Raw genomic sequence first — 25,447 nt, 5'->3', positions numbered from 1 at the left:
AATCCCTGCTATTAATGTGACAAATCATGTGCAAAACAGGGAGTGTTAACAAAATGTAATCATTACTCCCGCACTGACGTAAGTTTACATGCTATATACAAAACAATAACAAACGCAGGACATTACCCTATGTATACACCCTTAGACTGGAGCGTTACGCAACGGCACGTGGCGTTCGCCAGCTTTACCAGCTGGATGCTTGATGCCTTTGACTTTTTTATCCTTGTTTTTGTTTTAAGCGACCTTGCGGACTGGTTTCATGCCTCCGTTTCCGATGTTTCTGTCGCCATTATGCTGACGCTGGCGGTGCGTCCCATCGGCGCATTGTTGTTTGGTCGGCTGGCGGAAAAATATGGTCGTCGTCCGATCCTGATGCTCAACATTCTCTTTTTCACTGTGTTTGAGCTGCTTTCCGCATGGTCACCGACGTTTACCGCCTTTCTCGTGTTCCGTGTGCTCTATGGCGTCGCGATGGGCGGGATCTGGGGCGTCGCGTCATCACTGGCGATGGAGACGATCCCGGACCGTTCACGCGGGCTGATGTCCGGAATATTCCAGGCTGGCTATCCCTGTGGTTATCTGTTTGCGTCGATTATTTTCGGCCTGTTCTACAGCATGGTGGGCTGGCGCGGTATGTTCCTGATCGGGGCGCTGCCGATTGTGCTGCTGCCTTATATCTGGTTTAAAGTGCCTGAGTCGCCAGTGTGGCTGGCCGCCCGTGAGCGCAAAGAGAGCACCGCGCTGCTGCCGGTACTGCGCAGCCAATGGAAATTGTGTCTTTATCTGGTGCTGGTCATGGCGTGCTTTAATTTATTCAGCCACGGTACTCAGGATCTTTACCCGACATTCCTGAAAGTTCAGCACGGTTTTGACCCGCATACGGTCAGCCTTATCGCCATCGCTTATAACATCGCCGCGATGCTTGGCGGGATCCTGTTCGGCGCGATGTCAGAGCGAACAGGGCGCAAAAAAGCGATTATGATTGGCGCGTTTCTGGCGCTGCCGGTCATTCCGCTGTGGGCATTCTCAACCGGCTCGTTTAATATCGGTCTTGGCGCTTTCCTGATGCAGTTTGTAGTGCAGGGCGCATGGGGCGTGGTTCCGACCTGGCTGAATGAACTGGTGCCAGCGAATGCGCGTGCGGTATTGCCGGGGTTTGTCTATCAGCTAGGTAATCTGCTGGCGTCGGTCAATGCCACGCTACAGGCGCGGATCGCGGAAACCCATGACGGTAACTACGGTCTGGCGATGGCCCTGGTCGCGGGCGTCGTCGCGGTGTTGATCTGTGCTTTCGTCGCTTTTGGCCGCGAAACCCAGGGTGTGGTTATTTCCGGGGAAGAACGCAACCGGGGAGCTTCAGGCGCGGTTCGCCATCAACATCATCATTAAGAGAAACAGCGCCCGTGATCCGCCGGGCGCTATTTTTACTATATCCTTCGCTGTCGCAGAAAATATAAATACTCACTCAACATTTCAACGAATTTTTATTTTTATAAACGCCTGATAAACAATACGTCGTCTCAGGTTTTTATTTTTTATTGTCGTCGTTATATTCCCCCGCAAATACATATTTTGCGAGGTTATGATGACCCAAATAATGATGAACCCTCCACGCGTGGATGATATCAGTGAATACATGACAGCGGATTTTGTCTCCCTGAATGCCAGAATGACCATCGCTGAGGCCCGACAGATGTTACTGTCGCAGCTTTCAGACGATCGCATTCCGTCTCACGCCTGCGTGACAACAGAAGAGGGGTTTCTGCATGGCATTCTGTCAGTGAAGTCATTACTGAGTAATAACGATGAAAATGACTTTGTCAGAACGCTGGTTGACCGGAAATTTATATCGGTAAAACCGGAAGATGATCGTCATGATTTTTGCGGTTTATACGTCCGGCATCCCTTGTCTTTTTTTCCGGTGATGCGCGATGGCATTATTGTGGGAGTCTTAGGCGAAAAAGAGATCGCCCATCTGGTTCGCGATGAAAATACCGAAGACGCGCAATTACAGGGCGCTTCATTGCCACTGGAAAAGCCCTATATGGAAACCAGCCCGTGGGAATTATGGCGAAAACGTAGCGTCTGGCTGTTGTTGCTGTTCGTCGCCGAAGCTTATACCGGCACTGTATTGCAGGCGTTTGAAGAGCAACTCGAAGCCGTCATCGCGCTGGCCTTTTTCATTCCGCTGTTGATTGGTACCGGTGGCAACAGCGGCACACAAATCACCTCAACCATTGTGCGCGCTATGGCGCTGGGGGAGGCCAGCCTGAAAAATCTCGGGCGGGTATTGCGCAAAGAGGTGAGCACCTCGCTGCTGATTGCCATAACGATTGGCCTGGCGGCGTGGATCCGCGCCTGGATCATGGGGGTGGGTGCGGATGTGACGCTGGTCGTCAGCCTGACGCTTATCGCCATCACCATCTGGAGCGCTATCGTCTCGTCAATCATCCCGATGTTGTTGCAGAAATTCCGGATTGATCCGGCGGTGGTCTCCGCCCCGTTTATTTCAACGTTTATCGACGGTACGGGACTGATTATTTATTTCAAGATCGCACAGTTTACACTGGGGATTTAGGTCAGCGGGTGAAGGGTAAATTTGCCGCTCAGCATCGGGCGGCAAAGAATCTTATAACCGTCCTGGTCGAACCCGGCGGGTAACTGCGTCAGGGTATTGGCCTGGGCGAGCGAATCGACAGCCCCCAGCCACAGCCAGTTATTGATGATATGAAACTGCGTCATCGCTTCGCCTTTTTCCTCCAGTGCCACGGCGCCTGCCCACGGCCAGCAGATCAGTTGCAGATGCGCCATGGCCTCGCGAAGTCGCTGGTTATGCGCCGCGACGGTTTCGCGGCCACAGCAGGCACCGGCACAGCGGCCCAGCGATGATCGAAAGCAGGCGCGTCCACGGTTTAGCGGCTCCAGCCCCATCACGCTGTAACATAATTTCTGTTCATCCGCGACCGATTTGAGCGCTTCCAGCGCTGCTCTGCGGTTGGCAAACAGGCCAAACAAGTTCTCTTTGAGGGCGAAATTGACCTCGTGCGCATAGATGACCAGCGGACGATCATCCGTTAACTGCAGCGAACAGAGTTGCTTGTTTCTTCTCAACCGTTTGTTGAACAGCGGCTGCATTTCTTTAATGAGCCTGGCTTCAAGCAGCAATGCCCCCAGTTCGCCTGCAGCAGGGAGCCAACTGATGCGCCGCGCCTGCCTCAGCATGGCGGCTTCGTCAGGGTTTCGCAGATGTGATAAAACACGACTGCGAATATTGATGCTCTTGCCGATGTAAAGCGGCATTGCGTCGCTGTCACCATGAAACAGGTACACGCCGGGCCGCCCGGGCAGTTCATCAAGCCACGGACGCAGATGCTCCGGATACTGGTAAATGGCCGCTGCTTCGAATTCAAGCCGCGGTATGGAGGTTCGCCGTGCCACTCTGGCTCCTTATACTGATAATTTATCCAGTATATCCAGAAATCCTGCGCAGGGAAAGTGCCGGTACGGTGATAAAGGAGAGTGGCAGAGAAAATATAGACAAAATAATTAATGCGATTTTTTTTAATTAAAAAAAGTAGAATTATCGCAACTGTGAATGATATTTTAAAATAAAGTAAAAGTGCGTTAAGATATCTATTCTTATTACTCTTTTGCTATGCGATATTATTCCAATGCCTGCAATGAAAAAAACTATTCTCTCACTGACTACCGTCGCGATGCTGGTCAGTTCAGCGGCTTACGCAAATTCTGACACCACCACAAAAACGGATTTCCTGCTGATCGGCGGCGGTATTATGAGCGCCTCTCTCGGTACCTGGTTGCAGGAATTACAGCCGGAATGGAAACAGATGATGGTCGAGAAACTCGACGGCGTTGCGCTGGAATCGTCGAACGGCTGGAATAACGCCGGTACCGGTCACTCTGCCAATATGGAGCTGAACTACACGCCGCAACGGGCGGATGGTTCGATTGATGTCAGCAAGGCGCTTGATATCAATGAACAATTTATGATTTCCCGTCAGTTCTGGACAGCGCAGGTAAAACGTGGCGTTCTGCAAAACCCGCGTGCCTTTATCAACTCCACGCCACATATGAGCTTTGTCTGGGGCGACGCTAACGTCAATTATCTGCAAAAACGGTATAACGCGCTGCAACAAACAACGTTATTCCAGGGAATGAAATTCTCAACAGATCACGCGCAAATTAAACAGTGGGCGCCACTGGTAATGGAAGGCCGCGATCCGCAACAGAAAGTCGCTGCCACCTGGACGCCTGCAGGTACCGATGTTAACTATGGGGAAATAACCCGTCAGCTGATTGGCAGCCTGAAAAAAAGCAATAATTTTACGCTGCAGACCTCTTCTGAAGTGACCGAATTTAAGCGGAATGCAGATAATTCATGGCACGTAACGATTAAAGATGTCAATAGCGGCAAAGAACATGCGGTTGATGCGAAATATGTTTTTATAGGGGCGGGTGGTGGCGCGCTGAAATTACTGCAAAAAACGGGCGTCGCCGAAGCCGATAATTATGCTGGCTTCCCGGTGGGCGGCTCTTTCCTGATGACCGAAAACCCGGCCATCACCAAACAGCATCTGGAGAAGGTTTATGGTCAGGCTTCTGTTGGCGCGCCACCGATGTCTGTACCGCATCTTGATGCGCGAGTGATCGACGGTAAACGTGTGGTGCTGTTTGGACCATTCGCTACGTTTTCCACCAAATTCCTCAAGAATGGTTCTTTCTTTGATCTGCTGAGTACCACCACAACCAGCAACGTCATGCCAATGACGCACGTCGGGCTGGACAATTTTGATCTGGTGAAATACCTCATCAGCCAGGTGATGCTGAGCGATGATGATCGTTTTGCGGCGCTGAAGGAGTATTATCCGCAGGCTCGTCAGGAAGACTGGAAATTAATCCAGGCCGGTCAGCGTGTTCAGATCATCAGAAAAGATGAAGAGAAGGGCGGCGTACTGAAGCTCGGCACTGAAGTGGTGGTCGATAAACAGAAAACCATCTCCGCATTGCTGGGGGCATCGCCGGGCGCTTCAACTGCTGCGCCGATCACCCTCAACGTGCTCAAACAGATGTTCCCGGTACAATTTGCTTCCCCACAGTGGCAGAGCAAAATTCGCGACATCGTACCGAGCTTTGGGCAGAAACTGAACGGCAACGCGGCGCTGACGCAACAAGTCTGGAACGACACTGCAGAAACACTGCAACTGGTGAAACCGCCGGTGATTGCGATGAGCGAACCCGTGCCAGCCGCACCCACCGATGAACCCCACGAAGCATCACCGCAGCACGACATGGCGCTGTAAAACGTTAAACACCCCGTCAGACATGCCGGGGCGTTATCGCCTGATAATGGCGGCCCGAAAGTTCTGCGGTGCCATGGTGAAAGCATACCGTTCCTGTACCATTTCCGGATCCTGTAGGGGAATGACCTTAAAACGACTGTAGATCGCATGCAGCGCCATTTTGATTTCTGTCAGCGCCAGAGAACGTCCGGGGCACATCCGGGCACCCCCGCCGAACGGAAACAACGCATTCGAAGCCCCTTCGCGTTTTATCCAGCGTGAAGGTTCAAATGCCTGAGCATCGGAAAAATAAGCCTCATCCAGAGTGCCTGCATGTAACGCCAGAAACAGTGGCGTACCTTTATGGATCTCAATATCCCCGATACGGGTATCTCGCACAGGCTCCAGATAAATTTGTGGCGTCACTGGTTTAAGCCGCATAGATTCTTTGATGATGGCGTTCATCCAGGGGAAAGACGGTAACGGCCAGGGCAATGGCGCGCTATCATTGTGCTGATCAATTTCCTGAATCAGCGCGAGTTCTGCCTGCGGATGACGGCTCAGCAGATACATCGTCCACGCCAGGGTATTCGCCGTCGTGTCTTCCCCGGCCAGAAGCAGCGTCAACGCGTTGGCCACAATGTCCCTGTCGGTCAGCCGTTGATGTTCCATTTGCTGGAACACCATGGCCTGCAAAAAATTCTCCGGCGTGGTGACGTCGCCAGCGGTAATGCTCCGCCGCTGTTCGTCAATCAATGCGGCAAGTGTGTTCTTGATCCGCCCCAGACCCTCATCAAACGCTTTGTCTTCCGGGCTGCGGTACAGTCGCCAGAGAGGAATGGGCGAGCGGCAACGACGGTGCAGCACAGGAAATACTGACTGCAGGGCTGATGACACCGGGTTGTCGATGCTGCCGGTCAGGTTCATATCTTTACCGAAAGCCAGCATGGTGGTGATATCAGCGGTATATCGCCGGAATTCATCTGTCAGAAATATCCCCTCCGGCACCGATATTAATGAATCAAGCCTTTCGCTGAAGCGGGTGGTGATGTTTTGCATGAGCGGGTGAAAACGTTCGAGCTGCCCTGGCTGGAGTGCGCTCTCGACAATACGACGGCGGAATTTCCAGTTTTCGCCTTCGGAGGAGAAGACACCATTCATGCCCGCTTCCTCAAACACCGCCTCAATATTGCTGATCCGCCGAAAGTCATGTGGTCGGGCTTTGAGTATCTCGCGGATGAGATCCACATCAGCAATGACGAGCGCTTTTTTCAGCCCGGCGCGCAAACGATACAGAGAACCGTAATCGCGTTGCCATTCCATCATTTGCCGGTGAATATTTTCTTTCTTCAGATAGTACACATGGCCTAATAAACCTTTTTCGGGTGGTGCAGGGAGCTGGCTCAGCTTTCGCATCATTTATCTCCAGTCGCATTAGCATTGCCGGTAAACATAACACCCACAATGAACGCTTTAGCGATAGGATTTTCTGATGCTCAGCCATGCTGCACTCTCACAGCATGGCTTTGATAAGGAAAGGGAGCGTTATGCGCCAAATGCGCCATCAATAGTGTGCATCGCCCCGGTCACGAAAGAGGCCTCCGGACCAGCAAGCCACGCCACCATGCCGGCGACTTCTTCTGGTCTGCCGTGCCGCTTTATCGCCATAAAACTGTGCATCAGTTCCTTCATCGGACCATCTGCCGGGTTGGCATCCGTGTCGATCGGGCCGGGCTGCACGATATTGATCGTTATCCCTCGCGGGCCAAAATCGCGTGCTAAACCGCGCGCTAACCCCTGAAGCGCAGATTTACTGACAGCGTATGACGCCATGCCCGGAACGGGCATCCTGTCTCCATTCACGGAACCAATAACAATGATGCGACCGCCATCCGGCATCTGACGGGCTGCCTCAACCGAGGCGTGATAGGGCGCATGGATATTAATGCGGAACAAACGGTCAACGGCATCGCTATCCTGCTCCAGCGCATCACCAAAAATGGCAATACCGGAGTTAACGACCAGAATATCCAGCGCACCAGCGTCCTTCACCAGTTTAATCACTTCGTCGCGATTCGCACTGTCAGCCTGAATAGCGGTGCTGCCGGTTTCTTTCGCCAGTTGTTCCGCCGCGTCACGCGAACCGGCGTAGCTGAAAACAACCGACGCGCCTTCGTCGGCAAAGCGCCGGACGATAGCCGCGCCAATACCGCGACTACCACCGATAACCAGAACAGATTTGTTTTGAAAAGCAGCCATAAGAGTGTCCTTTGTGATATTGTAGTGATGATTACAATATGTCGCAGTCAAATGGGCTGTCAAGGAGTTATGTAGTAATGACTACAAAAAATAGCCGCGCCCCGGGACGTCCACGCAAATTCGACGCGGAGCAGGCGGTAGAAATTGCTCAACATCTTTTTCATTCAAAAGGTTATGACGCACTGAGCGTGGCAGATTTGACCAAAGCGTTTGGAATTAACCCGCCCAGTTTCTATGCGGCGTTCGGCAGCAAACTCGGGTTATATGAACGTGTACTGGCGCGTTATACCTGTACTGGTGCCATTCCGTTTGAAGTGCTTTTGCGTGAGGATCGTCCGGTCGCCCAGGGGCTCATCGGCGTGTTAAACGAAGCGGCCCGGCGTTATGTTGCCGATCCGGTTGCGACCGGTTGCCTGGTTCTTGAAGGCACGCACTGTAACGATCAGCAGGCGCGTGAAGCGGCGTGTGATTTACACAAGGCGGCAGAAGATCAAATTCGCGCCTTTATCGCCAGACGTTATCCGGACGATGCCGCACGGGTAACTGATTTTATGGCGACTATTATGGCAGGCCTGTCGATCAAAGCGCGGGCAGGGCATTCACTGGCACGTCTTCAGGAAACCGTGCGCCTGAGCGGTCTGGTACTGGAACAGTTGCTTCCGGACTGATACAAAGATTGCAGGGAGGCTACATGAACACATTTCGCGCCCGAATCCGGCTTTTTTTCCCGCCACCGGTATTGCTGGTCCTGTTTCTGCTGTTTGATGTGTTGACCAGTTGGCCAGCTATCATGCAGTGGCGCCGTTTCATTACCTTGCCTCTGACTTCCTGCGCCGCCGCAGTGATAGGGGGGCTTAGCCTGTGTCTTATCATTACCGGGTTGCTGCAACTGATATCCCGCAATACGACGATCAATGCGCTGCAGCCAGATAAAACCAAAACGCTGGTCATTGAAGGTTGCTACAAATTCTCGCGCAATCCAGTCTATCTGGGGTTTGTCGGGATGCATCTTAGCGCTGCGACGGGGCTGAGCAGCGTCGTGGGGTTACTGGTCACGCCGCTGCTGGTTATGCTGATTACCACATTGCATATTCAGTTCGAAGAAACAGAGATGGCACGGCTGTTTGGTCAGCAATGGAACGCGTACAGCCGTAAAACGCCTCGCTGGTTGTGGAGATAAGTCTCTTCTCAGTTTTTCGCGAAAATCCACACATGTTTTTCCGGCAGCGAGAGGTGACAAAGCTGTGGATCGCGCACCTCGTTGCCATAGGCGCGAATAACAAAATCATCGCCTGACGGGCGGAACAGGTATTCCCACCGGTCACCCAGATACATGCTGGTAAGCAAGGGTAGTGCTAGCTGGTTTTCTCCCGGGCCGTCCACCACCGCCACCCGTTCGACGCGGATCACCGCTGTGGCGTCCTGGCCGCTTTGCACGCCCTCTGCAGCCTGACCCCACAACACCCAGCCGTTTCCTTCAATTCGTGCTTTGCCATCGCGCAGTTCAGTAACTTTGCCGTGCAGACGGTTATTGCTGCCCATAAATTCTGCGGTAAACAAGGTTTTTGGCGTGGCATACATTTCCTGTGGCGTGCCTTGCTGTTCAATTTTGCCGTTGTTAAGCAGCAGGATGCGGTCGGAAATGGACATCGCTTCATTTTGGTCATGCGTCACCATCAGCGCCGATAACCCAAGCTTGATAATCAGCTCGCGAAGAAACACGCGGGCCTCTTCGCGCAGCTTGGCATCCAGGTTCGACAGCGGCTCATCCAGCAGGGTCACCGGCGGGTTGTAGACCAGCGCCCGACCAATGGCCACGCGTTGCTGTTGCCCTCCTGACAGTTGGTGTGGGTGACGTTTTCCAAGATGACCCAGACCCAGTTGTTCCAGCACATCCTGAACCCGCTGGTTGATCTCTTTGGTGGCGACTTTACGCAGTTTTAGCGGATAAGCGACATTTTCAAAAACCGTTTTGTGTGGCCACAGCGCATAGGACTGAAAAACCAGACCCAGATTACGCTCTTCCGCCGGGATTTCGCTGCGGGGTGTGCCGTCATAGACTTTGTTTTTGCCAATAACAATCGATCCCTGAGTAGGTTTTTCCAGCCCGGCGACGGCGCGCAGCAGGGTGGTTTTACCGCTGCCGGACGGCCCGAGTAAGGAGACAACTTCGCCACGCTTCAGCTCCATGGAGACACCTTTTAAAACCGGGTTGTCACCGTAGGTTAAGTGCAGATTCTCAACCGCTAATTCAATCATGTAATTTGACTCCAAAACGAAGGGCAATGCCCAGTCCGACCACGACCAGCAGGATGTTAATAAAGGAGAGCGCCGCCACGATATCAATGGCCCCGGCCGCCCACAGCGAAACCAGCATTGAGCCGATGGTTTCCGTACCTGGTGAGAGCAGATAAACCCCCGTTGAGTATTCGCGTTCAAAGATCAGGAACATCAGCAACCAGGAGCCGATAAGGCCATAGCGGGACAGGGGGATCGTGACGTGACGGGTCACTTGCCCGCGTGTGGCGCCGGTACTGCGTGCCGCCTCCTCAAGCTCCGGACCCACCTGCAACAGCGTTGATGAGATAAGCCTCAGCCCGTATGCCATCCACACCACGGTGTAAGCCAGCCAGACGCTGAAGATAGTGCTGCGTAGCGAGCGCAACCAGACGATCAGGTTTTCGCGCATCCAGTCCGTCCAGGTGAACCCTGAAAGCCAGCCAGATTTCAACGAGTTATCCAGCCACATCGGCAGGAACAGAAAAACCCACAGAAACGCCAGCCCGGCAAGCAGGCCAGGCACCGCACGCGGAACCAGCACGCTGTAATCAAGAAAACGGGTGATGTTGTCCGGCTTGCGGTGCATCGCGATGCCGACAAACAAATAGCACGCGACCGCCAGCGCTCCGCCAATCACGCCGATGGACATCGAGTTAACAATCGCGCGTAGCAGGTTCGGTTGCGCCCAGATAGTACGGAAAGTGCTGAGCGAGAGCTGATCCCAGAGGGAAACGCCTACGCCCCAGTTAGAAATAAACGCACGCAGCACCACGCCAAGCAGGGGAACGCCGATGGTGATGGTCAGCCAGAACACCACCACCGCACCTGCCACCCAGCGCCATTTTCCCAGCGGTAAAGCACGCGCCTGTGAGGCCTTGCCTTTCATTGTCACGAAGCGGTTGGCGGTACGCATCAGTCGACGCTGCAACATCACCAGCGGGATGGTGATACAGATCAGCACCACGGCCACCGCCGCCATCAGGTGATAAGAAGGGGTGCCGAGTTTGTTGGTGAGTTGGTACAGATAGGTTGCCAGCACCATGTTACCTTCAGGATCGCCGAGTACCAGCATCAGACCAAACACTTCCAGCCCGAGGAAGAACAGCAGTACGATGGCGTACAGGATCGACGGGCGTACCATCGGCAAACTGACCGAGGTCATTACCTGTAAGGGGGATGCCCCCGCCGTTCGCGCCGCTTCTTCAACATCCGAGCCCACGCTGCGCAGCGCCGAGGAGATATACAGATAGGCATGCGGTACATGCGTCAGGCCGGCGATGATCACGATGCTGGACATGTCATAGATATTCCACGGGACAAAACCGATCAGTGATTGCGCCCATAGCGACAAAAATCCAACCGGCCCGGCCGCCACGACATAGCCAAACCCAAGCACCATCGGCGAAACAAAAATCGGCACGAGGATCAACGGCTCAATCAGACGACGTCCCGGCAAATCGGTACGCACCATCAGAAACGCCAGCACGCCGCCGAGCGGGATGGCGATAATCACCAGCCCGAACGCGAGAATAAAACCGCTTCTCAGCGCCTTATAAAAATCCGGATCGGTGAAAATAAAACCAAATGATTCCAGACTCCACGCTTTTGCCGGTGAAAAGAAGGGGGCAGACAAGAAGCTCTGGATTACGATAAACGACAAAGGCACATAGATAACCAGCGCGGTTATCAACACCACAACGCCGCGCGGCAGACTTTGCCACTTTCTGTGTAATGTATTCATGGAATATCCCTGGTGTTGAAACCCGGAAAAACGAAGTCAGGTCAGTGAAAAGAGGCGCGATGGCACGCATCGCGCTCAGGGCATCGCCTTATTTGGCGGCGGCAGCCCGCCACTGTTTGATGTAATCCAGACGTTTTTTCGGTTGCAGATATTCCAGCAGGCTTTCATCAACCGGGATCGGTTTCAGCGCGTTACCGAGGACGTTTGTCAGCCCTGCGATATCATTTTTGCCTTCGATATCGTTACGAATGGAGGGAATATCTGCCTGATTTGCCAGGATACTTTGCCCTTTTTCCGACAGGACATAGTCCAGCCACAGCTTAGCAGCGTTGCTGTTTTGCGCCTGCTGGCTGATGAAAGAGACGCGTGATAAAACCAGAGTGTAATCTTTCGGATAGGCGATCCCCAGTGACGGATCGTTCTTCGCGCGTGCTTCGGCGTAGGAACCCAGGATGTTAAAGCCAATCAGGTTTTCACCCGATGAAACCCTTTCCATCATAGTGCCGGTAGACGACTGCACGGCTAAGCCGCCTTTAGCGACGTCAGCCAGCGTTTTGAAATAATTGGGATCAGCTTTATAGTCCTGCACGGAAAGCATAAAGCCAAGACCTGATTTTTCGATGTCGTAGGTGGTGACTTTGCTCTTAAATTTGTCCGTCTGACTGGCGATAAGTTTTGCCAGCGCGGCGTGTGAATCCGGCACATCACCGGCCGGGATCAGCCGTTTGTTGTAGATGAACACCACCGGTTCATAGGTCGTGCCGTAAGCCTTATCATTCCAGACCGCCCATTTCGGCAACTGGTTTTGTTCGGGAGATTTATACTCCATGGCATAGTCAGTGGCGAGTTTCAGCCCGGTATCCATCGATGAACTCCAGACCACATCACCGCTACCTCCGCCGGAAGCCTGTTCACTGATAAAGCGGTTGTACAACTCGGTGCTGTTCATGTCGTTGTATTCAACTTTAATACCCGGATAGGTCTTTTCGAAGCCCTCGATCAGCGGCCCGGCGGCCTTGGTGTCGGTAGTAGAATAAATCACCACTTTGCCTTCTTTGGTCGCAGCATCTACGACTTTTTGATACTCAGCAGGGTAACCCTGCGGTAAGGCAGACATGGCAGTCGTTGAGAACAGTACGGCAGCGGTAATCAGAGAAATTCGGCATGTGTTCGACATTATAATTAACCTTTTAGTTACATTTGAGGAACTAAAGGTCAACATAGCGGATGCGGCAGCGCAGGCAACAGGTCAGGAGGGGTTCCGGTTCCGAAGTGTGATTGTCGGCGTAATTTGGGGAATTAACACCATTAAATCCACGAAGGTTAGCTAACGAACAGTGCCGTTTACGACTTGTCTGGCACTTTGCGATACAGTCTTCTCGGGTGACCAATATTGCCGTACAGCATTTCGATGCTGACAAACCCGCTCTCCACACAATATTCGAGATACCGGCGCCCCGTCGTTTTACTGATCCCGACGTTCTCCACAACGTCTTCCACTGACATATTGCTCCCGGGGTTATCTGCGAAGAATCGTTTAATGCGATCCAGGGTATTGGGCTCAATTCCCTTTGTGGAAGGCGGGTGAGGGGATTCCGCAGCCGGCAGGTTAAACAGACGATCCAGCGCATGCTGATCGACTACTTTTACCTGCTGCACAGTGTGAATGAAACGCATAAACCGTTCCAGCGAAGCGTGCAGTCGCTGGAAAAATACCGGCTTGATCAGGTAGTCGAATGCGCCACTGCGCATGGCATGGCTACAGGTTTGCATGTCGGTCGCTGCGGTAATAAAGATGACCGAACACTCAAAACTTTTCAGCAGCGGACTATCAATAAGCTCCACGCCCTTACCATCAGGAAGATAATTGTCGAGGAGAATCAGGCGGGGTCGATGCTCACGGATCAGGCTGTGCGCCTGTTCAATCGACGTCGCAATACCGACAATTCGCAGGTGAAAATTCTGTTCGATATACTCGCGATGTAGCTCTGCGAGGTGGGGTTCATCCTCAACAATAACCACACTGAGTGCGCGGGTCGTCGTCATGCTTTAGCCCTGTCGATATGGAATAAACGCTGAAAATATAGTGCCTTGCGGAAGGTTATCGGAGATTTCTATGTTGCCGCCAGCCTTATCGATATATCCTGCCACCAAAAACAGACCGATACCGTGCTCTGTACCCACGATTTCGTTACCACTTTCAGGTTTACTACTAAATCCTTGCCTGAAGATGTGTGGTTTCAGGGCGTCATCCACACCGCAGCCGCGATCGGCCACTTCTATCAATAGCTCATGGTTTCTGTCTGAAATATAGAGTTCGACGGCGTCCGGGACTGCGGCGTTAAGGGTGGCATCGACAGCGTTATCCAGCAAGTTACCAATCACCGAAATCAGTTCTGTTTCGGTGATTGAAGAGGGCATTCGGGTCAGATGACATGCGGGATCAAACTGCAACTCAATCCCTTTCTCTCGTGCGCTGACATATTTCCCTAATAGCAGACCGCACAACGCCGGGGAGGAGAAATGAGCAGAGACGAAGTCGAGCACTTTTTGCGCACCCTCCGATTGCACCTGAATATAGCGGATCGCTTCGTCATAGTGTTTCATCTGTAATAGCCCCACGAGCGTTGCAGTCCAGTTCATCTGTTCATGGCGCATGATGCGTAAGTTATCCGCGTAGCGTCTGATCTGGCTCAACTGGCTACTGAGCGTATTAATGTCGTTTTTGTCACGAAAGCTGTAGACCCAGCCGCTTTCAATGCCGGGCTCGACCTCAATCGCGACACGGTTAACGATCACTTCCCGTTGATTAAGCACCGCGATCTGATCGTGGTTGCCATTGTTTGTCGCAAAGCGTTGAGATAAAAAACCCGGAGACGTTTGCAGAACATCTTCCAGAGGTTTGCCAATGAGCTCTTTCTCACTCTGACGAATATCCAGCAACTCTCTGGCGGCACGGTTAATTAAAATCAGCTGTTTTTCATCGTTAACGGCAAATACGCCTTCATACATGGCCTCTAGCAGTGCTTTTTGTTGCAGAACGAGGCGGGCAATATCTTTCGGTTCGAGCCAGAACATCTGTTTTTTAAGGTTACGGGTAAACAGCCAGGAAAAAATAAACAGCGACAGCAGAAGGGCGATGCCATACAGCCCGGACTGCCAAAGGATACGGGCATTGATATTGGCAATATAGGAAGTCAGATATCCGACCGAGACAATCCCGATCACCTGATGCTGTGCATTGAAAATCGGTGCTTTGCTGCGTAATGAAACCCCAATTCCGCCTTTACGAACGGAAATAATGGTTTTCCCTTTTAAGACTTCCGCATTATCTCCACCGATCATCGGTAAATTAATGCGTTCCGGTGATTCCGAGTGATACAGATGCTGCTCGAGGGTATCGCCGATAACAACATAACTGGCATCACTTTTGTTACGCAGCGGCTGAATCAGACGGGCAATAGCAGGGATATCTCTGGCGGCAACTTTTTCCGCAAGACCTGGCATCAATGCTATTTGACTTGCCTGAATGCGGGCGCGTTGACCAAGGTCGTGATGAAGTTGTCTGTCAATGAAATGAAACAGGATCACCCCAAGCAGGGCTAACAGCAGGCAGGAAAAGAATACCAGCGCCAGAAAAAGTTTTACCTGAAAAGAGAGTCTGCGTTTCATATGACCAGTGACAGGACAGAAGGAAAAACATTTGTGCAGACTAGCATGTGTAAATGGACGGTGTTAATTGTTAAGAAAAAGTTGTGAGCTGGCGCGATGTAAAGATGTGAGCGTTAATAGTGGTAATCAGGGGCGGGGTAAAGAGTTATCCAGGAGTGGCCGTAGGTTCACATATCATTTAACATAATATTCATTATGCGCACTAACATAGAGTCAGGCGGAATCCAGCGTTTTGCGGACCTGATTGCCCTGGTCGATTTTGGCTGTTTTTTTGTTCTGCTCACCATGGATATCATTCCATCGATGAAAACTAACCGCAAATCATCCTGCACCAGCATCGAACATCGTTTTTGCTAAACTCTATCTTTCACACATTACGTTCAGGAGATGCTATGTTTGACCACGTTAAGTTCGGTGTTAGCGATTTTGAAGCCAGCAAGACTTTCTACCTCAATGCACTTGAGCCGCTTGGCATCAGACTGGTTTCAGAAGGCACTCCCGATTACGGTGTTGAACTTAGCACGGATGACAAATCATCGCTGTGTCTGTTCCAGTCCGCTGAAAAACCCGCGCACCTGCATATTGCCTTTGTGGCTGAGACTCGTCAGCAAGTTGATGCATTTTACCATCAGGCGCTCGACGCTGGCGGTAAAGATAATGGCGCTCCGGGTTTACGTTCGCATTATCACGCTAACTATTACGCTGCTTTCGTTATTGATCCCGATGGACACAATATTGAGGTCGTCTGCCATCAACCTGCGCCCTGACCTTCTTTAACCTGATGAGACAGGACAGTAATGCGGATAAATTAGTAAATAAAAAAACGGAGAATACCAATATATCCTCCGCTTAAATAATTAAACTACCTTAGCACAGCGGCTGAACGGCGTTGCGCATCCCTTTTGTCAGGATAGTATCCAGGTCGCGTGTCACCTGCTCTGCCAGCCCGGAAACGGCAGTGAGATCCTGTTCCCAATGAGATGTCACTGACAGAACGCTGTCGACCAGTTGACGAGTGGTGATCTGACGATCGCGGTGCTGCGCCCACAGCAGCTGGTAACGCTCTATCCACTCCGCATCGTCCTGCACCGGGTACGTTTCACCGCCACGTTCGCCACGGTAGAACGCGATCAGCGCAGCCAGTGCAAACGTCAAACGCGCCGGCAGTTCGCCGCTTGCTTTCTGCCCTGCCAGCAACTGCGGCAAAATACGGGTGCGAAATTTGGTCATTCCGTTCAGGGCAATCGACAGTAACTGATGCTTGATATACGGGTTGCGGAAACGCCCGGTGACTGCGCTGGCAAAAGATTCCAGCTCATCACGCGGTAAATCCAGAACCGGAATAATCTCCTCGTAGATTGCTTTTTCTACAAATGCGCAGATTTCCGCATCACTCATCGCTTCGCCGACAGTATTCAGCCCGGCCTGGAATGCCACCGGTACCAGCGCTGTATGTGCGCCATTAAGGATTGCCACTTTGCGTTCTTTATACGGCTTGATGTCGTCAACGATCAGTACATTCAGTGGATATTTATCCAGGTGCAGTTCAGCGGCCAGTGATTTGGGGCCCTGGATCACAAACAGGTAGAAATGTTCCGCCGTGTCGAGGAAGCTGTCTTTATACCCCAGTCCGGCCTCGATGCTGGCCGCTTCATCACGCGGATAACCGGTCACAATGCGGTCAACCAGCGTTGAGCAAAAATGGTTGGCACTGTCGAGCCACGCCACAAATGTCTGCGGCAGCGCCCACTCTTGTGCATAACGTAGCACCAGTTCGCGTAGTGCATCACCATTATAATCAATCAATTCGCATGGAATAATCACCCAGCCTTTATCCTGCGCACCATTGAAATGGCTGAAACGCTCGAATAGCAGACGGGTCAGTTTCGCCGGGTAACTCACTGCTGGCGCATCATCAAACTTATCCCCTTCGTGATAGCTTATGCCGGCCTCGGTGGTATTAGAGAAGACGAAACGCATCTCCGGGTTGTGCGCCAGTTCCAGAAACGCCTGATAGTGTGAATAAACGCTGATTTCACGATTGACCGAACGAATCAGCCGGGCTTCGCTGACCGCCTCGCCCTTCTCATTCAGGCCGCGAATAATGGTGGTATACAGGCCATCCTGCGTACTGAGTGATGGCGGGAAATCGCTGGCAATCGGACGAACCACCACCACACCTGAATTCATACCGGCATGTTCATTCAACAGATCGATCTGCCAGTCGATGAAGGCGCGTAAGAAGTTGCCTTCACCAAACTGGATGATGCGCTCAGGGTACTGCGCGCCCGGAAAATCACGGCGGTTTAACGTTTTCACTATGGGTTCCCTCGGTTATTGGTAATACAACCTGTATTATTGGTCTAATAACTTATCAGATGTATAAACCACAGAACCCTGCTTTGAATCAAATATTATTATTCCATTGATTAATATCGCGCTGGAGTTTCATCTCATACATGCGCTTATCCGTCGCCCTGAGCCAGCTTTGCACATCGCTGTATGCGGCATGGTCGAACTCCGTTACCCCCCACGAAAACGCCAGACGCCAGGGTTTACCTGAGGTGGCGTTGAATGCGTCAGTCACTTCAGCCATATGTTGCATGGCGATAAACGCCCCGTTTTCATTGGTGTCCAGAAACAGAATGGCAAATTCGTCTCCGCCATGCCGCACCAGCAGATCGGATTCGCGGAAGGTTTTACGCATCAGCTCGGCCAGCGCGCGCAGCGCCGCATCGCCCTGATCATGGCCAAAGTTGTCATTAATCTCCTTGAACTTATCAAGATCGATCCAGCCGAGCGTCAGCGGTTCTGCACGGCGACTGGATGACGCAATGGCGTAGTTTGCCAGATGCTCAAACCCGCGGCGGTTCAGCAACCCGGTCAGATCGTCAGTGGTGGCTACGCTGAATATTGCAAAATCATCTTCTACGATTGACGCCAGGTCTTTGAGCATCTCCTGCTCTGCAGGCGCGAAGCCGCGAGTTTCATGATCTATCAGGCAGAACGATCCCACGATGGCACCGTCAGGCAAACGCAGCGGATACCCGGCATAAAAGCGGATGTGAGGATTTCCTGTCACCAACGGATTGTCGCTAAAGCGTTCGTCAGTGGTGGCATCGGGTACAATCAGCGGCCGTTCGCTGAGAATCGCGTGCCCGCAGAATGAGATATTGCGCGGCAGGGTTTTCCAGCTCACGCCTTCAGATGATTTGAACACCAGCGTCGTTTCATCCACCAACGTCACCAGTGCCATCGGAACATTAAAAAGATGCTTTGCCAGCCGCGTAAGCCGGTCAAAACGGTGTGGATCGCCCGCGTCCAGCAAGCCGGAGTCACGTAAGGCAGCCAGACGCTGGGCTTCATTTTTGGGGATTTCTGGCGTTTTCATGACTTATCCTCCAGGGAAAGTCATTAAATTTTAGCGTAATATCGCTAGATTTCACTGATAAGTGACAACGTCACCTGTTAATTAAAATAACACCGGTTCATCGCGCCGGATGCTCGTGCGGTTGCGCCCCATCTTTTTCGATCGATAAAGATATTCATCCGCTTCCACCAACAACAGATTGAACGTCTCTGATACGGGAGAAATTCCTGGGCTGCGAGTACCAATGCCTATGCTCACGGTCAGCCGCAGCGTGTCCTGATGCCAGCGGAACGGATACGCTTCAATGGCGCTGCGGATCCTCTCCGCCAGCGCATAGCCTTCGGCGGCATCGTCGGTAAGCACGGCGATCGCAAACTCCTCACCGCCCATTCGCGCCACCAGCCCTTTTTCGCCAACCAACGCTTTTACCTGTTGCGCGAAGGAAGCCAGTACATAATCGCCGCACTCATGCCCATAGTTGTCGTTGATGCTTTTGAAATAGTCGAGATCCAGCAGCATCACGGTCAGATAACTGTCATCGGTATGTTCTATTTTTTTCAGCGCTTCATAGAGGCCGGAGCGCGAATAAACCCGGGTCAGAAAATCGAAATCGGCGCGCAACGCGACCTGCTTCATAAGTTTGCTGATGGCATCAACACTGGCGGCAACCATCACCGGGCTCATTACCAGCGCGGCAATGCCAAGACGCGTGGAGAACAGCTGCGGCGTCTCCAGCGGAGCCGACACGGAGAGATTAAGAATATTGTTCGCTACAAGTAAAATTTCAGCGCAACCGATCACCAGCGTCAGCAGGCAGGTCAACGGCAACGGGTAACGCACAGCGCACCAGATAAGCGCAGGCAGAGGAAAAGCCAGGCTCCCTGCTCCGCCGACCAGTAAGGCGGCAGCCATCGAAAAGATGAGCGCCACCACCGGAATCAGTGCGCGCAAACGAAAACCGGGCAGGTTTGCGGGCCACGCCATCGTCATGATGCATGGCAAAAACAGCACACCGGTAGAGAACTGCTCGCTGAACCAGTCAGCAAACAACGGAAGAAAAGCCTGACGGTCAATACCCACCGACCCGACGGCACCGAGTAAAGACGATAATATTGCCGCAAGCAGACAATAATAAAATAAATGCAAGGTACTCAGCGGGCCGGGCATATTATTTATTCGTCTTTTATCACGTAATACCAACTGAGCCACTGTCACGATAAAAACCATATTCGACAGATTAATAACCAGCGATGCCATTCCCCATTGTGTGGTTATTGCATCATATACCAGCATTGCGACATAACAGATGGCGTAATGGATACCGCGATTCAGAAACGCGTAACGGGCGAATACGCCCGCCATGACAGCGTTCAGCGGCCAGAACAGTGAGAGTTCCTGCACCATTCTCAGCATCGCGCCAAAGAAATAGAACAGAGTTGTTAAAATAAATACTACCAGCGCATCCCGCACGGGTTGTTCTTCACGAAATAACGTGAAAGACGTCAGTGAAAATGAGCGCATGTATATTTATCCGGTAATTACTTTCGTAATTAGTTTACGGTTGCAGGTGAAGTCATCATATTATCCTGAAAAAAAATTACACGATATTTTCTCCAAAAAATTATCTATTGCGAATTCATCTGAATGACCAGCCAGTGATGGATCACCGCCACAATATACTGTTGCTGTTCTTCGCTGAGTGGGGTTCCCTGCGGGATCTGATGCCACTTTTGTAGGCAACCGCGGCAACAGGTGGCTGTCGCATGCTGCGCAATAAACACCGGATGACCGCGCATCGGCGTTTGTTTCCCGTCATTCTTCGGCTGGGCGGGCGCCAGACGGCTGGCGATGAAATCGGCGGCATGACGGTCAATCACTTCCGGGCCCTTATCAATGCAGTACTGCCGCTCTTTCGGGCCGAGACGAAACCGGGCGCGAAACGTCGAGCGCGCCAGGCGGGCAAAGAGAGAATCAAGTGGATCCATAATCAACTAGTAAACCGAGTAACCCAGCTGTCGAGTTAGTTTTTCAAGAGCAGCGATCCCTGCCAGTGAATTCCCCGCGTCATCCAGTTCAGGGCTCCAGACTGCAATGGCCATCTCCTGCGGCACAATCGCGACAATCCCCCCACCCACGCCGGATTTGGCTGGTAACCCCACGCGCCAGGCGAACTCTCCGGCGTTCTGATACATTCCGCTTGTCGCCATCAGGGCATTGACCTGCCGCGTCTGCAACGGTGTTATCACCGGTGAAGTGAGATGCGGTGCCCTGCCCCTGTCTGCCAGAAACAGAAACGTGCGTGCCAGTTCTGAACAACTCATTTTCAGTGAACAGTAATGAAAGTAGTTCTGCAATACTGTCGCCACGTCATGATGAAAATTGCCAAATGATTTCATCAGCCAGGCGATGGCGGCATTGCGGGCAGAGTGATCAAGCTCTGATCGGGCAACCACGGCGTCATAACTGATATCCGTTTTGCCACTGAGTTTGCGGACAATTTCCAGCATGCGCTGTCTTGGTGCGCTCAGCCGTCCCTGTAACATATCACAGACCACCAGCGCCCCGGCGTTGATAAACGGATTGCGAGGAATGCCCTGCTCCATTTCCAGCTGCAACAGGGAGTTGAACGGCTGGCCGGAGGGATCTTTCCCGACCCGCTGCCAGATCTCCTCTTCCTTATAGTGGTTCATGGCGACGATCAGGCTGAGCACTTTAGAAATTGACTGGATGGAGAAACGTTCGTGCGCATCGCCAGCGGAATAATGCTGGCCGTCGACAGTGCTGATGGCGATGCCAAGCTTGTTTCCCGGAATACAGGCCAGCGCCGGAATGTAATCCGCCACCTTGCCGCGCCCAATCAGTGGCCGGACGTCAGCCAGAATGGCGTCCAGCATCGTGTTATTAATGACCGTAGCCACTTACTGCTCCTCGCCCGCAGGTCAAATTCGGCCTGCGAGTATACCAGAGCGACATGTCTGACGTCAGGCGGGAAGTCGAAAACGGGTGACGGCCTGCTTCAGTAATTGCGAGCTTTCCTGCAACTTACCCGATGATTTTGTCGCATAGTCGACCAGTTCGCCGGTCTGCCGTGCGACCAGGTTCAGGGTGTGTAACTGGCGGGTCATCTGATGAATACTGTCTCCCTGACTGAGAGTAGCCTGTGAGATCTCATTCAGTAAACCACTCAAATGGCCCACCAGTCCGGTGACTTTTTGCAGGTTATCTTCCAGACGATTTACCGCTCTCGATCCCTGTTCGATACCGTCCAGTGAATGGTTAATCAGCTCCTGAATGGTTTGCGTGGACTGGCTACTCTTGCGCGCCAGCAAACCCACTTCTTTCGCCACGACTGCAAACCCGCGCCCCTGATTGCCTGCATGAGCCGCTTCAATGGCGGCGTTAAGCGCCAGAATATTGGTCTGGAAGGCAACGCTGTCGATCATCGCCACGATCCCCCGCATTTCTGCAGAACGATCAACAATCGCCTGCATAGATTCATTCACCGTGACCATCATCCGGTCACCGCCAGCCGCCACCTGGCGCGCTTCATCCGCCCGCTGGCTGGCAAGCTGCGCATAACCGGTGTTGCCTTCAACGTGTGATTCCATACGGGCGATATGGGTGGTGACTTCATCCAGCTCCTGCGCCTGTTTGACCGACTGCTGAAGGAGTTTCTCGTTACCTTCCACCAGGTGATCGATCTGCGTCATCATCGAACCGGTGGCCTGGTTGACGCGAGTTACCAGTTGCTGCAGTCCGCGCTGCATGTCGCCAATGCTGAGACTCAGTTGATCGATTTCGCGGTTAAAACGGGTGACAGTGGGCAGCGGACGGGAGAGATCCCCTGCCGCCAGCGTATTGATATGGGTAATCAGCTGTCGCAGCGGGGAAATGACCCAGCGCGACATACCTGTCCATACCATCGCGGCAATCACCACCAGTAATGCCGGGGCCACCAAAAATAGCGTCTGAAGAGAGGAGAGATTACTCATTAACGCCTGCCGCCCCGCTTCCGCCTGGGTTTCGCTGGCCTGCTGGAATCGGGCGTAGTTGTCGTTAAAATCAGACTGAAACGCCTGCACGGGCACGGCAAAAAAGGCATCGATCGACTGGGTCTTCGTCAGTCCGTCCGCCTGCTCCTTGATCGCGCCGTAAAACATTTGATAGCTGTTGATCAAGCCCTTGTCCTTCGGCGGATTCAGCGCCAGCCAGGCCTGCCAGGCGGTTTGCGACTGCACCAGCGCTTTCTGCGCCTCATCCATCAGGCTGTTCCAGCTTCCCACCGAGCCGGTTTCTTTATCCTGCATAAAATAGACGCCAGCGCGGTTGAGCAGATCGCTCGCCGCCAGCAATGATACGCGCGCTTCGTCAACCTTCACCTGCTGGAGATGCGCCTGTTGATTACGCTGTTCGTTACGCTGCGCGTCTTTTAAGGAAAATGTGAGAAGGAATGAGGAGGTAATCTGCAAGGCAGAGAATAAACCAATGATGCAAAAAATCCCTGCCAGCAGGCCGAACTGCCGTGGAAAAAAGCGTTGTGTGAAACGCCGAAGAGTTTGAGTTAAGTTCATGATTTTCATCTGTTACGACTAGACAGGCGCGAGTCTACGGAATGAAAATGACAGAACCATGATAGAAAAATGACAGGACGCCGTATGGCGTCCCGGGAATGGCTTAGCGGCGGTCTTTCCATACCGTTTGTACGTTGCAGAATTCCCGCAACCCGAAGTGCGACAATTCACGACCAAAACCGCTTTTCTTCACACCACCGAATGCCACACGGGCATCGCTGGCGCTGTAGCCGTTGATAAAGACGCCACCACACTCCAGCTCGCGGGCAAAACGCTGTGCCTGTTGGTCACTGGCGGTAAAGACCGTAGCAGAAAGCCCGAACTCGCTGTCGTTCGCCAGCTCCAGCGCGTGATCAGCATCGCGGGCGATAATAATGGCCGCCACAGGGCCAAACATCTCCTGACGAAATGCGGTCATCTCACGGGTGACGTTACCCAGCACAGTGGGTGCGTAGTAGTTACCCTGCCCGGCCACTTTCTCGCCACCCAGCAATAATGTAGCGCCTTCGGCGAGCGTCTTCTGTACCTGCTGATCCAGTTCATCACGCAGATCAAAACGAGCCATCGGCCCGAGGTAGTTCTGCTCCTCTTCGGGAGAGCCCATCTTTAGTTTCGCCGTCGCGGCGACAAATTTCTCCGTGAAGGCGTCGGCAATACCGGCTTCGATGATAAAACGTTTTGCGGCAGCACATACCTGCCCGGTGTTCTGATAACGGCCAGTAACGGCGGCCTGTACGGCGAGGTCCAGATCAGCATCATTCAGCACGATAAACGGATCGGAACCACCCAGTTCAAGAACACATTTTTTCAGCGCCGCGCCGGACTGTGCGCCAATCGCTTTCCCTGCCCGTACGCTGCCGGTGACGGTCACCGCGGCAATGCGCGAATCGTTTATCGCCTGGCTGACACCGTCGTTCGTGGCATTGACCCAGCCGAAAACACCCTGTGGGATCCCGGCTTTTGTGAAGATCTCGCCGATTAACGCCGCGCAACCCATCACGTTGGGAGCATGTTTCAGTAAATAGCTGTTACCGGCCAGCAGAATTGGTACCGCGCCGCGCACCACCTGCCATAGCGGGAAGTTCCACGGCATCACCGCCAGAATCGGGCCCAGCGAACGGTATTCAATGACCGCCTGCTGATTTTCAACCATTGTGGGTTCAGTTGCCAGCATCGCCGGGCCGTGTTCGGCATACCAGTCAAACAGACTGGCGGATTTCGTCACTTCGCCTCGCGCCTGGGCGATCGGTTTCCCCATTTCACGGGTGATCAGTAACGCCATTTCATCGGCATGTTCGCGCAGCGTCTTACCGACCGCACGCAGCGCATCGGCCCGCTCCGCAACAGTTTTCTGCCGCCACTGGCGATAGCCGCTGTCAGCTTGCGCGATGGCGTTGTCAACCTGGTCGGCAGTGGCCCACGGCAATGACGAGAGCACCTCGCCGGTTGCCGGATTGACGGAAATTGCGTGGGTTGCAGGTGAGCTCATATTTTCTCTCTCAGTCGATTGCGTTGTGTTCTCATCCTGGCCTACTCTTTCGTTTATGAAAAATGAATAATATTAACCAGCTTGTTCACGAATCGAGAATACTATGGATCTGACGCAACTTGAGATGTTCAATGCCGTCGCCCAGACAGGCAGCATTACCCTCGCGGCGCAAAAAGTTCACCGGGTGCCTTCTAATCTGACGACCCGGATCCGTCAACTGGAGGCCGATCTCGGCGTTGAGTTGTTTATTCGTGAGAACCAGCGGCTGCGTCTCTCCCCGGCCGGGCACAGTTTCCTGCGCTACAGCCAGCAGATCCTCGCGTTAGTGGATGAAGCCAGAATGGTGGTCGCGGGCGATGAACCGCAGGGCCTGTTTGCGCTGGGGTCACTGGAAAGCACGGCGGCGGTGCGCATTCCTGAAACGCTGGCGCGCTATAACCAGCGCTACCCCAAAATTCAGTTTGATCTGGCGACCGGCCCTTCCGGTACCATGATTGACGGTGTGACCGAGGGTACGCTGAGTGCGGCGTTTGTCGATGGCCCGGTCATGCATCCCGGTCTGGAAGGCATTCCGGTCTATCGTGAAGAGATGATGATTGTCACCCCACATGGCCATGCGCCGGTCAAACGGGCCAGCGAAGTGAACGGCGCCAGTATTTATGCGTTTCGCGCCAACTGCTCCTATCGCCGTCATTTTGAGAGCTGGTTTCACGCTGACCGCGCCTCGCCAGGGCGTATCCATGAGATGGAGTCTTACCACGGCAT

Annotated in this window: 22 protein-coding genes; 7 read left to right on the top strand and 15 right to left on the bottom strand. The window is 52.9% G+C overall.

The window, feature by feature from the left end:
* The first annotated feature begins 129 nt into the window (after nt 1-129).
* Together GTGU_RS02900 and GTGU_RS02895 are read left to right on the top strand one after the other, a co-directional pair.
* Nucleotides 130-1,389, top strand: a complete 1,260-nt coding sequence (locus GTGU_RS02900) for an MFS transporter (protein ID WP_038154118.1) — start codon at nt 130-132, stop codon at nt 1,387-1,389.
* Nucleotides 1,390-1,597: 208 nt separating this feature from the next.
* A complete protein-coding gene (locus GTGU_RS02895; RefSeq protein WP_245609580.1) occupies nt 1,598-2,578 on the top strand; it encodes a magnesium transporter in 981 nt (326 codons plus the stop codon).
* Here GTGU_RS02895 and cho read toward each other — a convergent pair.
* The gene (cho, locus tag GTGU_RS02890) at nt 2,575-3,438 is read right to left on the bottom strand and encodes an excinuclease Cho (protein ID WP_038154115.1); all 864 of its coding nucleotides are present in this window, start codon (nt 3,436-3,438) and stop codon (nt 2,575-2,577) included. The genes GTGU_RS02895 and cho overlap by 4 nt on opposite strands.
* Nucleotides 3,439-3,671: 233 nt before the next feature.
* Here cho and mqo point away from each other — a divergent pair, with 233 nt between their 5' ends.
* The gene (mqo, locus tag GTGU_RS02885) at nt 3,672-5,321 is read left to right on the top strand and encodes a malate dehydrogenase (quinone) (RefSeq protein ID WP_051857285.1); all 1,650 of its coding nucleotides are present in this window, start codon (nt 3,672-3,674) and stop codon (nt 5,319-5,321) included.
* A gap of 33 nt (nt 5,322-5,354) precedes the next feature.
* Here the strand turns inward: mqo and GTGU_RS02880 are convergent, their stop codons facing one another.
* Nucleotides 5,355-6,719: a cytochrome P450 gene (locus GTGU_RS02880; protein WP_245609579.1), complete on the bottom strand. Its 1,365-nt coding sequence runs from the start codon at nt 6,717-6,719 to the stop codon at nt 5,355-5,357.
* Between the two features lie 126 nt (nt 6,720-6,845).
* A complete protein-coding gene (bdcA, locus tag GTGU_RS02875; protein WP_038154111.1) occupies nt 6,846-7,559 on the bottom strand; it encodes an SDR family oxidoreductase in 714 nt (237 codons plus the stop codon).
* Nucleotides 7,560-7,636: 77 nt separating this feature from the next.
* Between bdcA and GTGU_RS02870 the strand changes: the two genes are divergently transcribed.
* Together GTGU_RS02870 and GTGU_RS02865 are read left to right on the top strand one after the other, a co-directional pair.
* Nucleotides 7,637-8,227 carry a TetR/AcrR family transcriptional regulator gene (locus GTGU_RS02870; protein WP_038154110.1) on the top strand — a complete coding sequence of 197 codons (591 nt, stop codon included), beginning with the start codon at nt 7,637-7,639 and terminating at the stop codon, nt 8,225-8,227.
* 23 nt (nt 8,228-8,250) lie between these two features.
* Nucleotides 8,251-8,739, top strand: a complete 489-nt coding sequence (locus GTGU_RS02865; protein WP_051857284.1) for a methyltransferase family protein — start codon at nt 8,251-8,253, stop codon at nt 8,737-8,739.
* 8 nt (nt 8,740-8,747) lie between these two features.
* On the opposite strand, the gene GTGU_RS02860 is transcribed toward GTGU_RS02865, so the two are convergent.
* The 5 genes from GTGU_RS02860 to GTGU_RS02840 all read right to left on the bottom strand — a co-directional run bounded on the left by GTGU_RS02860 (nt 8,748) and on the right by GTGU_RS02840 (nt 15,252).
* Complete coding sequence (locus GTGU_RS02860; RefSeq protein WP_038154108.1) at nt 8,748-9,818, bottom strand: ABC transporter ATP-binding protein; 1,071 nt, start codon at nt 9,816-9,818, stop codon at nt 8,748-8,750.
* On the bottom strand, nt 9,811-11,580 hold the full coding sequence (locus tag GTGU_RS02855) for an ABC transporter permease (RefSeq protein WP_038154107.1): 1,770 nt from the start codon (nt 11,578-11,580) through the stop codon (nt 9,811-9,813). Before GTGU_RS02855 ends, GTGU_RS02860 begins: the two co-directional genes overlap by 8 nt.
* An 88-nt stretch (nt 11,581-11,668) precedes the next feature.
* Nucleotides 11,669-12,757: an ABC transporter substrate-binding protein gene (locus GTGU_RS02850; protein ID WP_038154106.1), complete on the bottom strand. Its 1,089-nt coding sequence runs from the start codon at nt 12,755-12,757 to the stop codon at nt 11,669-11,671.
* Nucleotides 12,758-12,924: 167 nt separating this feature from the next.
* The gene (locus tag GTGU_RS02845) at nt 12,925-13,626 is read right to left on the bottom strand and encodes a response regulator (protein ID WP_038154105.1); all 702 of its coding nucleotides are present in this window, start codon (nt 13,624-13,626) and stop codon (nt 12,925-12,927) included.
* 3 nt (nt 13,627-13,629) lie between these two features.
* Nucleotides 13,630-15,252, bottom strand: a complete 1,623-nt coding sequence (locus GTGU_RS02840) for an ATP-binding protein (protein WP_038154104.1) — start codon at nt 15,250-15,252, stop codon at nt 13,630-13,632.
* 392 nt (nt 15,253-15,644) lie between these two features.
* Between GTGU_RS02840 and GTGU_RS02835 the strand changes: the two genes are divergently transcribed.
* Complete coding sequence (locus GTGU_RS02835) at nt 15,645-16,019, top strand: VOC family protein (RefSeq protein WP_038154103.1); 375 nt, start codon at nt 15,645-15,647, stop codon at nt 16,017-16,019.
* Between the two features lie 100 nt (nt 16,020-16,119).
* On the opposite strand, the gene GTGU_RS02830 is transcribed toward GTGU_RS02835, so the two are convergent.
* The 7 genes from GTGU_RS02830 to sad form a co-directional block, all read right to left on the bottom strand.
* Complete coding sequence (locus tag GTGU_RS02830; RefSeq protein WP_038154102.1) at nt 16,120-17,571, bottom strand: tagaturonate reductase; 1,452 nt, start codon at nt 17,569-17,571, stop codon at nt 16,120-16,122.
* An 88-nt stretch (nt 17,572-17,659) separates the two neighbouring features.
* Entirely contained in the window at nt 17,660-18,643 is a 984-nt protein-coding gene (locus tag GTGU_RS02825; RefSeq protein ID WP_038154101.1) for a sensor domain-containing diguanylate cyclase, read from the bottom strand.
* An 81-nt stretch (nt 18,644-18,724) separates the two neighbouring features.
* Nucleotides 18,725-20,143: a GGDEF domain-containing protein gene (locus tag GTGU_RS02820; RefSeq protein ID WP_038154100.1), complete on the bottom strand. Its 1,419-nt coding sequence runs from the start codon at nt 20,141-20,143 to the stop codon at nt 18,725-18,727.
* 104 nt (nt 20,144-20,247) lie between these two features.
* Nucleotides 20,248-20,607: a DUF4186 domain-containing protein gene (locus tag GTGU_RS02815; protein WP_038154099.1), complete on the bottom strand. Its 360-nt coding sequence runs from the start codon at nt 20,605-20,607 to the stop codon at nt 20,248-20,250.
* A gap of 6 nt (nt 20,608-20,613) precedes the next feature.
* Nucleotides 20,614-21,540, bottom strand: coding sequence for a glutaminase B (gene glsB, locus GTGU_RS02810; protein ID WP_038154098.1), 927 nt, complete (start codon nt 21,538-21,540; stop codon nt 20,614-20,616).
* A 63-nt stretch (nt 21,541-21,603) separates the two neighbouring features.
* Nucleotides 21,604-23,193 (bottom strand): methyl-accepting chemotaxis protein, encoded by a 1,590-nt coding sequence (locus GTGU_RS02805; protein WP_038154097.1) that lies wholly within the window; start codon nt 23,191-23,193, stop codon nt 21,604-21,606.
* 103 nt (nt 23,194-23,296) lie between these two features.
* Nucleotides 23,297-24,682, bottom strand: a complete 1,386-nt coding sequence (gene sad, locus GTGU_RS02800) for a succinate-semialdehyde dehydrogenase (protein WP_038154096.1) — start codon at nt 24,680-24,682, stop codon at nt 23,297-23,299.
* 103 nt (nt 24,683-24,785) lie between these two features.
* On the opposite strand from sad, the gene GTGU_RS02795 reads away from it, so the two are divergent.
* Nucleotides 24,786-25,447: LysR family transcriptional regulator (locus GTGU_RS02795; protein WP_038154095.1), on the top strand; the 662-nt coding region annotated here is incomplete at its 3' end.

It is taken from the genome of Trabulsiella guamensis ATCC 49490 (genome assembly GCF_000734965.1).
In the GTDB taxonomy this organism is placed as follows: domain Bacteria; phylum Pseudomonadota; class Gammaproteobacteria; order Enterobacterales; family Enterobacteriaceae; genus Trabulsiella; species Trabulsiella guamensis.
This window is presented reverse-complemented; position numbering and strand designations above follow the sequence as displayed.

Excerpts from the sequence above, each read along its gene's own strand:
- bdcA (WP_038154111.1), bottom strand. The coding sequence starts at position 7,559 with ATGGCTGCTTTTCAAAACAAATCTGTTCTGGTTATCGGTGGTAGTCGC.
- GTGU_RS02860 (WP_038154108.1), bottom strand. The coding sequence starts at position 9,818 with ATGATTGAATTAGCGGTTGAGAATCTGCACTTAACCTACGGTGACAAC.
- GTGU_RS02825 (WP_038154101.1), bottom strand. The coding sequence starts at position 18,643 with ATGAAAACGCCAGAAATCCCCAAAAATGAAGCCCAGCGTCTGGCTGCC.
- GTGU_RS02820 (WP_038154100.1), bottom strand. The coding sequence starts at position 20,143 with ATGCGCTCATTTTCACTGACGTCTTTCACGTTATTTCGTGAAGAACAA.
- GTGU_RS02835 (WP_038154103.1), top strand. The coding sequence starts at position 15,645 with ATGTTTGACCACGTTAAGTTCGGTGTTAGCGATTTTGAAGCCAGCAAG.
- GTGU_RS02895 (WP_245609580.1), top strand. The coding sequence starts at position 1,598 with ATGATGAACCCTCCACGCGTGGATGATATCAGTGAATACATGACAGCG.
- GTGU_RS02855 (WP_038154107.1), bottom strand. The coding sequence starts at position 11,580 with ATGAATACATTACACAGAAAGTGGCAAAGTCTGCCGCGCGGCGTTGTG.
- GTGU_RS02850 (WP_038154106.1), bottom strand. The coding sequence starts at position 12,757 with ATGTCGAACACATGCCGAATTTCTCTGATTACCGCTGCCGTACTGTTC.
- GTGU_RS02815 (WP_038154099.1), bottom strand. The coding sequence starts at position 20,607 with ATGGATCCACTTGATTCTCTCTTTGCCCGCCTGGCGCGCTCGACGTTT.
- GTGU_RS02870 (WP_038154110.1), top strand. The coding sequence starts at position 7,637 with ATGACTACAAAAAATAGCCGCGCCCCGGGACGTCCACGCAAATTCGAC.
- GTGU_RS02805 (WP_038154097.1), bottom strand. The coding sequence starts at position 23,193 with ATGAACTTAACTCAAACTCTTCGGCGTTTCACACAACGCTTTTTTCCA.
- GTGU_RS02845 (WP_038154105.1), bottom strand. The coding sequence starts at position 13,626 with ATGACGACGACCCGCGCACTCAGTGTGGTTATTGTTGAGGATGAACCC.
- GTGU_RS02880 (WP_245609579.1), bottom strand. The coding sequence starts at position 6,719 with ATGATGCGAAAGCTGAGCCAGCTCCCTGCACCACCCGAAAAAGGTTTA.
- sad (WP_038154096.1), bottom strand. The coding sequence starts at position 24,682 with ATGAGCTCACCTGCAACCCACGCAATTTCCGTCAATCCGGCAACCGGC.
- GTGU_RS02900 (WP_038154118.1), top strand. The coding sequence starts at position 130 with ATGTATACACCCTTAGACTGGAGCGTTACGCAACGGCACGTGGCGTTC.
- GTGU_RS02840 (WP_038154104.1), bottom strand. The coding sequence starts at position 15,252 with ATGAAACGCAGACTCTCTTTTCAGGTAAAACTTTTTCTGGCGCTGGTA.
- GTGU_RS02865 (WP_051857284.1), top strand. The coding sequence starts at position 8,251 with ATGAACACATTTCGCGCCCGAATCCGGCTTTTTTTCCCGCCACCGGTA.
- mqo (WP_051857285.1), top strand. The coding sequence starts at position 3,672 with ATGCCTGCAATGAAAAAAACTATTCTCTCACTGACTACCGTCGCGATG.